Source organism: Amantichitinum ursilacus (assembly GCF_001294205.1).
GTDB classification, from domain to species: Bacteria; Pseudomonadota; Gammaproteobacteria; order Burkholderiales; family Chitinibacteraceae; genus Amantichitinum; species Amantichitinum ursilacus.
This window is the reverse complement of record NZ_LAQT01000031.1, coordinates 1-11,756: the sequence shown is the minus strand read 5'-3', so window position 1 is coordinate 11,756 and position 11,756 is coordinate 1. Positions and strand designations below refer to the sequence as shown.

Sequence of the window (11,756 nt, the reverse complement as noted above, 5' to 3'; positions counted from 1 at the left end):
TGCTGTATGCCGTATTCGCTCGAAAACCGTCTTGTGATTGGCGTTGCCTCCAGCGCCATGTTTGATCTGGCTGAGTCGGACGCCGTGTTCCGGGCTGAAGGCGAGGCCGCCTATCGCAAGTATCAGGAAGACCATCTCAACGACACGCTGCGCCCCGGCGTGGCGTTTTCGTTTGTGCGGCGTTTGTTGTCGCTGAACGATTTACGCGCTGATCCGGACGACCCGTTGGTCGAGGTGGTGCTGCTGTCGCATAACGACCCCGATACCGGCTTGCGCGTGATGAAATCCATCGAAGCGCACAAGCTGGGCATTACGCGCGCCATCTTCATGCAAGGCCGCGCGCCGTATGAGTACATTCCGGCGCTGGAAATCTCGCTGTTTTTGTCGGCCAACCAGGACGATGTACTCAAAGCCATCCAGCGCGGTTATCCGGCGGGCTATGTGATGGCCTCGACGCTGGTGGATGACGAAGACGATGCCGATCTGCGCATTGCCTTTGACTTTGACGGCGTGCTGGTCGATGACGAATCCGAAAGCGTGATGCAGGCGACCGCCAGCGTGGCGCGTTTTCATGAGCACGAAACGCGCAATCTGTTAACGCCGCATAATCCCGGCCCGTTGCAGGATTTTTTGATGCGGGTGGCGCGCATTCAGGCGGTGGAAGTGCAGCATCGGCGGGACGACCCCAGCTATCAGAACCGGCTGCGCGTATCGGTGGTGACGGCGCGAAATGCGCCGTCGCATGAACGCGCGCTCAACACGCTGAAAAGCTGGGGTGTGATGGTCAACGATGCGTTTTTTCTGGGCGGCATCGAAAAGCGCAAAGTACTGGCGGTGCTGCGACCGCATATCTTTTTTGATGACCAGAGCGGTCATTTACTCAAGTCCGCCAGCGTGGTGCCCAGCGTGCATATTCCGTTTGGCGTGACCAACCGCGTGCTGGAATAGCGGGCCGCCTGGGTCTGCCCGCCGGGCATAAAAAATCGCGCGATTCCTTGATCAGAATCGCGCGATTTTTATTGCATGCAGCCCGCTCGCTCGCGGCTCCTTACTTCGGCTTGATCAAGCGCGCTCGGCCAGCAATGCTTCGCTGACGCCCACCAAGGTCGCCAGCGCGATGCCTTCCGCCGCCAGCTTCACCGAATCCAGCGGCGGAAAAGTCGGTGCTACGCGGATATTGGCGTTGCGCGGATCATTGCCGTTGGGGAAGGTATTGCCCGCCGGCACCATGGCCACGCCGGCCTCTTCGGCCAGTTGCACCACGCGCTTGGCGCTGCCGTCACGTACATCCAGGCTGATAAAGTAGCCGCCTTCCGGCTTGGTCCAGCTGGCGACGCCGCGGCCGGCCAGCAGGCTCTCGAACACATCCAGCACGGCGTTCATTTTCGGATTGATCAGCGCGGCGTGGCCCTTCATCAGGTTGGTCAGGCCAGCGATGTTCTGGATGAAATGCACGTGGCGCAGCTGGTTGGGCTTGTCCGGGCCAATCGAGCGGAAACCCATATTCTTGCTCATCCACGCCACGTTGGCTTTGGACGAACCAAACAGCGCCAGGCCCGCGCCTGCAAAGGTGATCTTGCTGGTCGACGCATACACAAAGGCGCGATCCGGGTTACCGGCAGCGGCGCAGGCGTCGAGGATGTTGGCGACTTCGTGCGGGGTGTCGGTCAGATGATGCACACCGTAGGCGTTGTCCCAGAACAGGCGGAAATCCGGCGCGGCAGTTTTCATGCGCGCCAGGCGTTCCACCGTTTCGTCGGAATAGCTTTCGCCGGTGGGGTTGCTGTACTTCGGCACGCACCACATGCCTTTGATGCTGGCGTCTTCCGCCACCAGCTTTTCCACCAGATCCATGTCCGGGCCTTTGCCGGTCAGCGGAATGGCGATCATCTTGATGCCGAACTGTTCGCAGATGGCGAAGTGGCGATCGTAGCCCGGCGCTGGGCACAAAAAGGTCACCGGCGCGGTCGACCACGGCGCATTGCCGCCCGGCACGCCTTTGAGCAATGCGTACACGATGGTGTCGTGCATCAGTTCCAGCGATGCATTGCCCGCCACAATCACTTGCTCGGCTGGCGCGCCCAGCATTGGCGCAAACAGCGCACGCGCTTCGGGGATGCCCGCTACGCCGCCGCCGTAGTTGCGCAGATCGCCGCCGCCGCGTGCGGCTTCTTCATCGGTGGCGCCCAGCAGCGCGTTGGACAGATCCAGCTGTTGCGCGGACGGCTTGCCACGAGTCGAGTCCAGCTTCAGACCACGCGCCTTGAATGCGTCATAACGTGCGCGCACGGTGGCGTGAAATTGCTTCAGGGCTTCGTTGTCCAGAGCGGTGAGATCACCGGCAGGCAACAGCGGCTGGGCTTGATCCATGACATCCTCATAACGGTTGTAAGAGCCGACGCGGGCTCGAAAGGGTAGCCCGCTATTGTGCCAGCACCCGCGCGGTTTGGCAGGGCGGGTTTGGCGGCAAGTTGAGAATTTTCGGACAAATGTGAAGCGGCAAACGCAACCGGCCTCAGGTTGCGTTTGCCAGCTGCGGCGGGTTTGCGGGAGATCAGGCCGGGCGTTTGGCGTAAAACTGGATGGTTTGCAGCGAGGCCGCTGTGGTCGGAGGCGGCGCATCAAAGATATGCGGTTTCATCGCACCCACCACGTGCATCTCACAGGGTTTGCAATCAAAACGCAGCGTGTAGGTTTCGTTGCCGGTTTTCAGCGTCATCGGCTCGGCCTTCACCTGGCCCTGTACGCCTTTGACGCCCTTGGCCTGCTTGGGGCACAGGTTGTAGGAAAAGCGCAGGCAATGCTTGGTGATCATCAACGACACTTCGCCCGGCTCTTCATGTGCCTCGTAGGCGGCGGCGATCAGTTGCACACCATGGCGCGTATAAAAGTCGCGCGCGGCCTGATTGTAGACGTTGGCCAGGTAGGACAAAGATGTTTCCGGGTACGGCGCGGGCGGCGTCACTTCGGCCTTGCGCGGCAAGCGCTGCCACGCTTTCAGGCGCGCGTTTTCCAGTAATTCGACCGCATCACGGCGTAAGGCATTGATCGCCCCGGCGGGCACAAACCAGGTTTGCGCGGTCTGGATATCGATATGCACCGCGTTGAACATAGTGTTGCCCAGCTTGGCCAGGTTGTCGTGCAGCGTGGTTTGCGCTTTCTCGACGTTCTGCGCGGGTTGCAGTTCCAGCGCCGCATGCGCGGTGGCGCTACAGCCGTCTTCGTCAGTCAGCGTCAGCGCCAGCCCGCTGGCCTCGTCGCGCAGCTGCAGCCACACATCCACCTTGCGCTCGGACGATTTGCGCGTCAGCGCCAGCTCCCAATTGTGATCACGGTTGCGGTGTACGGTGACGCCGGGCTTGAGGCCTTCCAATGCCTGCATCGGCTCATTGGGCGACACGCGCCACAGATCGCCGCGCGCGCCGGTGCCGGTTTTCTCCACCGTGTTGGCTTGCAGGCCGACCACTTCGCGCTTCTTCATATAGTTAAGGCCATCGCCATTGGCGAGGGGCGCGGCGCTGTCGAGTTCAAACCACGTCGGGCCCAGCCGCGTGACGGTGCCGATTTCCACGCCCACATATTTGGGCGATTCAAACGCGCCGATGTCGGGCAGGCGGCCATTTACAAAATAATCGGTGTGGCCGCGATGGAAGTTCTTGTCGACATCGGGCGTAAAAAACACTTCGGTCTGGCCGCTGGAGGCGCGCGCCAGTTCGGGACGGCGGGTCAGGATTTCGTCCAGTAACACGCGATAGTGCGCGGTGATGTTTTTGACGTATCCCATGTCTTTGTAGCGGCCTTCAATCTTGAAGGAACGCACGCCGGCATCGATCAGCGCTTCCAGGTTGGCGCTCTGGTCGTTGTCTTTCATCGATAACAGATGCTTGTCGAAGGCCACCACGCCACCCGCGTTGTCGGTCAGCGTGTACGGCAAGCGACAGGCCTGCGAGCAATCGCCGCGATTGGCGCTGCGGCCGGTATCGGCATGGCTGATAAAACACTGGCCGGAATACGCCACGCACAAGGCGCCGTGGATAAAGAATTCGAGGGTGGTGTCGGTGGGCACGGCATCGCGCACCTTGCGGATCTTGTCCAGCGTCAGCTCGCGCGCCAATACGATTTGCGAAAAGCCACTATCGGCCAGAAACCGCGCTTTTTCTGGCGTGCGGATATCGCATTGGGTGGACGCGTGCATCTGCATCGGCGGCAGATCGAGTTCGAGGATACCCATATCCTGCACGATCATCGCATCCACGCCAGCGTCATACAGCTGGCGGATCAGTTTGCGCGCGGGTTCCAGTTCGCTGTCGTGCAGGATGGTGTTGAGCGTGACAAAAATGCGCGAACGATAGCGATGCGCAAAGCGCACCAGCTCGGCAATTTCGCTGACTTCGTTGCTGGCGTTGTGGCGCGCGCCAAACGATGGGCCACCGATATACACGGCATCCGCCCCATGCAGAATTGCCTCGCGGCCGATTTCGACAGTTCGGGCGGGGGCCAGCAATTCAAGTTGATGGGGCAGTAAGCTCATAAAAATCAATCCGGTGGGGCATCAAGGGGCAGAACTATACAGGGGCAGCCCCGGCCACGCCAAAACGCTGGACGAGCGCGGGGCAGCGCGCCTTATCGTCAGTACTCATCAAGAGCGCCAAAGTGGTGGGCAGTCGTTATTTGACGGGTAGTTTTACCGCATGATCTGGATCAAGCCATCCGCTGATCCGGATGGTGCCGATGGACGTGGCGGCCCAGATTGGCGGCTTTCTGACTGCCGGAATGTTCTGATGCTTACCCGCTTTATGCTCAAGCGCTGCCCCGAAGGCTACTTCGTATTCCGGCTGGAAAGCCGTAAAGGCAAAACGCTGCTGACGGGCGAACCCTGCGCCAGTCGTGCCGAGGCGCTGGCCGCGATTGCCGCCGTCCGTGGCAGCGCATTGCGTATGACACGCTATCTGCGTCGCACCGATGACTTTGGTCTGCCCTACTTTGTGCTGGTTGATGCCAACGGCTGCGTACTGGGTGCGGGTGAATCGTATGGCAGTTGGCGTGCGGTGGAACTGGCGATTACCACGGTGTCGCGCGATGCGGGTAAAGCGGTGATTGAGGAGGTGGAATGCTGACGGCGGGGGATGTTCAGCGCTGGCGGGAACTGGCGGCGCGGGCTGCGAGCAGGCAAAACGGACGCGCGCCGTGCTGGCGTGCGCCCGTGTGCGGCTTACTCTTTGTGGTAAACCTCAGCGCCGCGTTTTACAAACTCGATCGATTTGGCCTGCATGCCTTGCTCCAACGCCTTGGCCTCGTCCAGGCCTTGCTGTGCCGCATAGTCGCGCACGTCCTGGGTGATTTTCATCGAGCAGAAATGCGGACCGCACATCGAACAGAAGTGAGCCAGCTTGGCGCCTTCCTGCGGCAGCGTTTCGTCGTGGAACGAGCGCGCCTTGTCCGGGTCCAGGCCCAGGTTGAACTGATCCTCCCAGCGGAATTCAAAGCGCGCTTTCGACAAGGCGTTGTCGCGAATCTGTGCGCCCGGATGCCCCTTGGCCAGATCAGCGGCGTGCGCGGCCAGCTTGTAGGTGATGATGCCTTCCTTCACGTCGTCCTTGTTCGGCAAACCCAGGTGCTCTTTGGGGGTGACATAACAAAGCATGGCAGTACCGTACCAGCCAATCTGCGCCGCACCGATCGCCGAGGTGATGTGATCGTAGCCGGGGGCGATATCGGTGGTCAGCGGTCCCAGCGTGTAGAACGGCGCTTCGGAGCAGTCCTGCAGCTCCAGATCCATATTTTCTTTGATCAGCTGCATCGGCACGTGGCCGGGGCCTTCGATCATCACCTGCACATCGTGCTCCCACGCAATCTGGGTCAGCTCGCCCAGCGTGCGCAGTTCGCCCAGTTGCGCTTCATCGTTGGCGTCCCAGATCGAACCGGGGCGCAGACCATCGCCCAGGCTAAAGCTGACGTCATACGCCTTCATGATTTCGCAGATATCGGCGAAGTGCGTGTACAGGAAGTTTTCTTTATGGTGCGCCAGACACCACTTGGCCATGATCGAGCCGCCGCGGCTCACAATGCCGGTCATGCGGTTGGCGGTCAGCGGCACATACCGCAGCAGCACGCCCGCGTGGATGGTGAAGTAATCCACCCCTTGTTCGGCTTGCTCGATCAGCGTGTCGCGGAACAGCTCCCACGTCAGGTCCTCGGCCTTGCCGTTCACTTTTTCCAGCGCCTGATAGATCGGCACCGTACCAATTGGTACCGGGCTGTTACGCAGAATCCACTCGCGCGTTTCGTGGATGTTTTTGCCGGTGGACAAATCCATGATGGTGTCCGCACCCCAACGGATGCCCCAGGTCATCTTGTCGACTTCTTCATTGATCGAAGACGTGACCGCCGAGTTACCGATATTGCCGTTGATCTTCACCAGGAAGTTGCGGCCAATAATCATCGGCTCCACTTCGGGGTGGTTGATGTTGGCGGGGATGATGGCGCGGCCGCGCGCGATTTCGTCGCGCACAAATTCCGGCGTGATCTTCTCGGGAATGGAGGCGCCAAAGCTCTGGCCCGGATGCTGGCGCAGCATCAACTCAGCCATGCGCTTGCCCTTGCCGCCCAGCGCCAACAGGCTCTCGATATATCGTTCGCGGCGCAGGTTTTCGCGGATGGCCACGTATTCCATCTCGGGCGTAACAATGCCGCGACGGGCGTAATGCATCTGCGACACATTGGCGCCGTCTTTGGCGCGGCGCGGCTGGCGGTGCAACTCAAAGCGCAGCGGGTCCAGGCTCTGGTCGGCGGCGCGCAGGCGGCCAAATTCGCTGGTCAGGTCATCCAGCAAGACGGTGTCGTTGCGTTCTTCAATCCACGGGCCACGCACGCTGGGCAAACCCTTGCGCACGTCGATGCTGGCGGTGGGGTCGGTATACAGGCCGGAGGTGTCATAGACGGTAATGGGCGGGTTTTGCTCGCCACCAAACGCGGTGGGCGTATCGCTCTGGCTGATTTCTCGCATCGGCACGCGGATGTCCGGGCGACTGCCGGTTACGTAAACCTTGCGCGAATTGGGCAGCGGCTGAATGGCCGCAGCGTCGACATGGGCCGTATCGGCAGTGAAATCCAGGCGGGTATTCATGGCGTCTCCTAAACAGAAAGACGGCGCAGGGTGCGCGTAAAGACGCCAGGATGGATGAGATGCGAGGCGGCTTCGCTTCCCTACGCCGGTGTGAACCGGATCAGGTGCTGAGGGACTCTCTCATCCGCGATCTACGCGGAACCCCTAGCGAAACTCAATGCTGTGAACGGTATCCAGTTTATGCAATAATCGCAAGCTAATTTCGAGCGCAAACGCCGGTTTGCTGTCAGGTCTTAAGGTGAAAAAATGGATTGGGAACACGCCCGTTATCTGTTGGTAGAACAACAAATCCGCCCGTGGGATGTACTGGATCAAAAGGTACTGGAACGGGTACTGACCGTTAAACGTGAAGACTTTGTGCCCGCCGATAAGAAGGCGCTGGCGTTTGTCGATACCGATCTGCCGCTGGGCCATGGTTCGGTGTTGATGTCGCCCAAGCTGGAAGCGCGCATGGTGCAAGACGCTGAAATCCAGCCCACCGACAAGGTGCTGGTGGTCGGCGCCGCCACCGGTTATGTAATGGCGATGGTCGCAGGTCTGGCCAACCAGGTGTACGGCATCGAAATCGAGCCCGAACTGGCGGCGCAAGCCGAAGCCAATCTGGCCCGCGCCGGCATCCGCAACGCGCGCGTTATCGTCGGTGACGGCATGGGCGGCATCCCCACCCAGGCCCCGTTCGACGTGATTATCGCCACCGGTTCTTTCTACGAAGTGCCGCAAGCGCTGAAAGACCAACTGGCGGTCGGCGGCCGTTTGATCGCCATCATCGGCGAACTGCCGATCATGAGCGCCACGCTGCTGACCAAGGTCGACAATGCCGCATGGCGCAGCGACAAGCTGTTTGAATACAACCTGCCGCGCATGAAGAACGCCCCGGCCAAGCCGGTGTTCCAGTTCTAAGCGCTGCGGTCGATGCCCCAAAGGCGTGGTCATGCACCACGCCTTTTTAACGTCTGGCGCTATGCCTGCGCCAGCGCCTTTGTGGATAAAAAAACATGCAGCAAATGCCCGCCGTTGATCTGGCCGCCCGCCTGGCCGATACCAGCAAACCCAAGCCCGTGCTGCTGGATGTGCGCGAGCCGTGGGAATACGCGCTGTGCCATCTGGCCGATAGCGTGTCGCTGCCGATGAACGAAATCCCCAATCGGTTCAACGAACTGGATGAAGACGCCGAAATCGTCGTCATCTGCCATCACGGCATGCGCAGCTACCAGGTCGGTGTGTTCCTGGAGCGCCAAGGCTTTGGCCATATCGTCAATCTGGCGGGCGGCGTGGATGCCTGGGCCAACGACGTTGACCCGGCCATGGCGCGCTACTGATCCCGCCTGTTGACGCGCATTACAACGACAGCAAATCGCGCACGCCATCGGCATCCATCTGATCGCCCCGGCCGCGCGCGATGATTTCGCCGCGTTCCATCACCAGATAATGGTCGGCCAGCGAACGCGCGAAATCGTAGTACTGCTCCACCAGCAAAATCGCCATCTCGCCGGTCTCGGCCAGGGCGCGGATGGCGCGTTCGATGTCCTTGATGATCGACGGCTGGATACCCTCGGTGGGTTCATCGAGGATCAGCAACTTGGGCCCCATCGCCAACGCACGGCCGATCGCCAGTTGCTGCTGTTGGCCGCCGGACAAATCGCCACCGCGCCGTCGCAGCATTTGCTTGAGCACCGGAAACATTTCAAAAATCCGCGGCGGAATCGGCGTGCTGCCCGGCCGTGACGCCAGCCCCATGCGCAGATTTTCTTCCACCGACAGCCGCGAAAAAATCTCGCGCCCTTGCGGCACATAGCCGATGCCAGCGCGCACGCGGTCATACGACGCCAGCTTCGTGATGTCCGCGCCGCCAAACTGGATACTGCCGCTACGCGTGGGCACCACGCCCATCAACGATTTCAGCAGCGTGGTTTTGCCGACACCATTGCGGCCCAGCAGCGTGGTCACTTTGCCCGGCTCGGCGGTAAAGCTCAGGCCGCGCAGAATATGGCTGCCGCCGTAATATTGATTGAGGTTTTCGACTTGGAGCATGGCGGGTTCCTTTGCTTTGTTAGCGCCCGAGATAGACTTCAATCACACGATCATCAGCCTGCACCGTGGCCAGATCGCCTTCGGCCAGCACGCTGCCTTCGTGCAATACGGTGACCTTGCCGCCCAGTTTTTCCACAAACGCCATATCGTGCTCGACCACGACCAGCGAATGCTGCCCGGCCAGCGAGACAAACAACTCCGCCGTGCGCATGGTTTCGTCATCGGTCATGCCCGCCACCGGTTCATCCAGCAGCAGCAATCTGGGTTCCTGCATCAGCAGCATGCCGATTTCCAGCCACTGCTTTTGCCCGTGCGACAACAGCCCGGCCAGCCGATGCGCTTGTGCGGTCAGGCGGATTTGTTCCATTACCGTTTCGATGCGACCACGCGCCTCGCTATCCAGCTTGTAAAACAGGCTGCGCCAGACGCGCTTGTCCATTTTCATCGCCAGTTCCAGGTTCTCGAACACGGTGTGCTGTTCAAACACGGTGGGTTTCTGGAATTTGCGGCCGATGCCGGCATGGGCGATTTCCGGTTCTTTAAGCCGCGTCAGATCCAGCGTTTGCCCAAAGAAAGCCTTGCCGCTATCGGGCCGCGTTTTGCCGGTAATCACATCCATCATCGTGGTCTTGCCCGCGCCGTTGGGGCCGATAATGCAGCGCAATTCGCCCACGTCGATATGCAGGCTGAGCTTGTTCAACGCCTTGAAACCATCAAAGCTGACCGAGATTTCGTCCAGATACAGGATGACGCCGTGGGCAATATCCAGGGCCCCGGGTGTGACGGCGCGTGCCTGGCCAGCGCTGGCATCGGCCCACTGCGGGCGGTCTTCAATCGCGGGCGTGATCATGCGGCGTGCTCCTGAGTCAGTGGGGTGGAAGGCGTTGCTTCCGTCGGGGCGGGCGCATTGGGCGCGTCCGGCGTGCGGCGTTGGGTCAGCTTCTGGTACAGACCGACGATGCCTTGCGGCAAAAACAGCGTGACCAGGATGAACAGAAAGCCGAGGAAAAACAGCCAATACTGCGGAAACGACACGGTAAACCAGCTCTTGGCCAGGTTAACCACCACTGCGCCGATCACCGCGCCAATCAAGGTGCCACGGCCGCCGACCGCCACCCAGATCGCGATTTCAATCGAAGACGCCGCCGACATTTCGCCCGGATTGATAATGCCCACCTGCGGCACATACAACGCGCCCGCCACGCCGCACAACGCGGCCGATAGCGTCCAGATAAACAGCTTGTACCAGAGCGGGTTGTAGCCGATGAACATGACGCGCGATTCGGCATCGCGCGTTGCCGCCAGCACCCGGCCGTAGCGCGAGGTGACCAGCCAGCGGCCCAGCAGCAAGGTGCCCGCCAGCGCCAACGCGGTCAGCCCCAGCAGCACCACGCGGGTTTCCGGTGCGGTGATCGAATAGCCGAGGATGCGTTTGAAATCGGTAAAGCCGTTGTTGCCGCCAAAGCCGGTTTCGTTGCGGAAGAACAGCAACATGGCGGCGTAGGTGAGGGCTTGGGTGATGATCGAGAAATACACGCCCTTGATGCGGCTCTGGAAGGCGAAATAGCCAAACACGCCCGCAACCACGGTGGGCACGCCGACGGTGAGGACGATGGCCCAGACCACGTTGTCGGTGCCTTGCCAGTACCAGGGCAGCGCTTTCCAGTCGAGGAAAACCATAAAGTCGGGCAGGGCGCTGTGGTAGTTGCCCTCCAGGCCTATCTGCCGCATCAGATACATGCCGAAGGCGTAGCCGCCGAGCGCGAAGAAGAGTCCATGGCCCAGCGACAGGATGCCGGCATAGCCCCAGATCAAATCCATCGCCACCGCGACCATGGCGTAGCACATGATCTTGCCGGTGAGGGTGACGGCGTAGTTGGACACATGCAGCGCGCTATCGGGCGGCGCGAGCAGGTGCATGGCGGGGACGATGATGAGCATGAGGGCGAGGAACGCGAGCATGGCGGTCCAGCCTTTGGGGCCCAGCAATCTGACGCTACGTTCGGTGTATGACTGGCGCATGGTGGTTTTTTCCTGGGTTGGTGCGGTGGTGCTTTTTTATTCGTGGTTGTAAAACCTTAACCGCTTAGCCTGCGGCGCATTTTTGATACCCGGGGGTGCCCGGGAGCACGTCACTTTTCTTTGCTTCGCCAAAGAAGAAGTAACCAAAAGAAAGGCGACCCCACTCGCGAATCCTTCGCTCGCCAGGGGGCCCGGTAGGTCAAAAACCGAAACGGACCGTCTTGCACTCACATGACTCAGCTGCCGCTCCGCGGAACTTCGGTCGGACGGAGCCCGAACTACCGGTCTCCTTCCCCTCCCTCGACAGGTAATGCCTGCTGTTTGCCAGGATTGCTGCCTCGTTGCTGCGCAACATCGGGTGGGCGTGGTTGCGGCGGGTGACAGTGAACATCGACACCGCCCGCTTAACGCTCCCATCCCGCATGGCCACCGCCGTCTGATTTGTCACCACTCCCTCCACGACCGCCAACATCTCATAGGGTGGGTCAAGACCCACCACCCAAAGCCACATGCAAGAACGCCCACCGCAATTCACCTTGATGACCACAGTGGCATAACCAAAATGTGCGTTGTCCCC

At 60.6% G+C, this 11,756-nt stretch carries 11 protein-coding genes and 1 riboswitch; of the genes, 4 read left to right on the top strand and 7 right to left on the bottom strand.

What is annotated here, in order from left to right:
* The first annotated feature begins 6 nt into the window (after positions 1-6).
* Entirely contained in the window at positions 7-948 is a 942-nt protein-coding gene (locus tag WG78_RS17975) for a 5'-nucleotidase (RefSeq protein ID WP_053939220.1), read from the top strand.
* 114 nt (positions 949-1,062) lie between these two features.
* On the opposite strand, the gene WG78_RS17970 is transcribed toward WG78_RS17975, so the two are convergent.
* Together WG78_RS17970 and WG78_RS17965 are read right to left on the bottom strand one after the other, a co-directional pair.
* Positions 1,063-2,370, bottom strand: coding sequence for an aspartate aminotransferase type Ic (locus tag WG78_RS17970; RefSeq protein ID WP_201782480.1), 1,308 nt, complete (start codon positions 2,368-2,370; stop codon positions 1,063-1,065).
* Between the two features lie 184 nt (positions 2,371-2,554).
* Positions 2,555-4,531 carry a peptidase U32 family protein gene (locus WG78_RS17965; RefSeq protein WP_053939219.1) on the bottom strand — a complete coding sequence of 659 codons (1,977 nt, stop codon included), beginning with the start codon at positions 4,529-4,531 and terminating at the stop codon, positions 2,555-2,557.
* Between the two features lie 250 nt (positions 4,532-4,781).
* Between WG78_RS17965 and WG78_RS17960 the strand changes: the two genes are divergently transcribed.
* Positions 4,782-5,117, top strand: coding sequence for a YegP family protein (locus tag WG78_RS17960; RefSeq protein WP_053939218.1), 336 nt, complete (start codon positions 4,782-4,784; stop codon positions 5,115-5,117).
* 95 nt (positions 5,118-5,212) lie between these two features.
* Here the strand turns inward: WG78_RS17960 and thiC are convergent, their stop codons facing one another.
* Positions 5,213-7,126, bottom strand: a complete 1,914-nt coding sequence (gene thiC, locus WG78_RS17955) for a phosphomethylpyrimidine synthase ThiC (protein ID WP_053939217.1) — start codon at positions 7,124-7,126, stop codon at positions 5,213-5,215.
* A gap of 60 nt (positions 7,127-7,186) precedes the next feature.
* Positions 7,187-7,282, bottom strand: a riboswitch (TPP riboswitch).
* Between the two features lie 90 nt (positions 7,283-7,372).
* Here thiC and WG78_RS17950 point away from each other — a divergent pair.
* Both WG78_RS17950 and WG78_RS17945 read left to right on the top strand, forming a co-directional pair.
* The gene (locus tag WG78_RS17950; RefSeq protein ID WP_053939216.1) at positions 7,373-8,026 is read left to right on the top strand and encodes a protein-L-isoaspartate O-methyltransferase family protein; all 654 of its coding nucleotides are present in this window, start codon (positions 7,373-7,375) and stop codon (positions 8,024-8,026) included.
* A gap of 95 nt (positions 8,027-8,121) precedes the next feature.
* Entirely contained in the window at positions 8,122-8,445 is a 324-nt protein-coding gene (locus WG78_RS17945) for a rhodanese-like domain-containing protein (protein ID WP_053939215.1), read from the top strand.
* Between the two features lie 19 nt (positions 8,446-8,464).
* On the opposite strand, the gene urtE is transcribed toward WG78_RS17945, so the two are convergent.
* The 4 genes from urtE to WG78_RS23185 form a co-directional block, all read right to left on the bottom strand.
* Positions 8,465-9,157: an urea ABC transporter ATP-binding subunit UrtE gene (gene urtE, locus WG78_RS17940; RefSeq protein WP_053939214.1), complete on the bottom strand. Its 693-nt coding sequence runs from the start codon at positions 9,155-9,157 to the stop codon at positions 8,465-8,467.
* A 19-nt stretch (positions 9,158-9,176) separates the two neighbouring features.
* Positions 9,177-10,007, bottom strand: a complete 831-nt coding sequence (gene urtD / locus WG78_RS17935; protein WP_083459335.1) for an urea ABC transporter ATP-binding protein UrtD — start codon at positions 10,005-10,007, stop codon at positions 9,177-9,179.
* On the bottom strand, positions 10,004-11,179 hold the full coding sequence (urtC, locus tag WG78_RS17930) for an urea ABC transporter permease subunit UrtC (protein WP_053939213.1): 1,176 nt from the start codon (positions 11,177-11,179) through the stop codon (positions 10,004-10,006). The genes urtD and urtC overlap by 4 nt, the downstream gene beginning before the upstream one ends.
* Positions 11,180-11,378: 199 nt before the next feature.
* Positions 11,379-11,756, bottom strand: a 378-nt coding sequence (locus tag WG78_RS23185) for a hypothetical protein (protein ID WP_236692074.1), incomplete at its 5' end; no start/stop codon positions are given.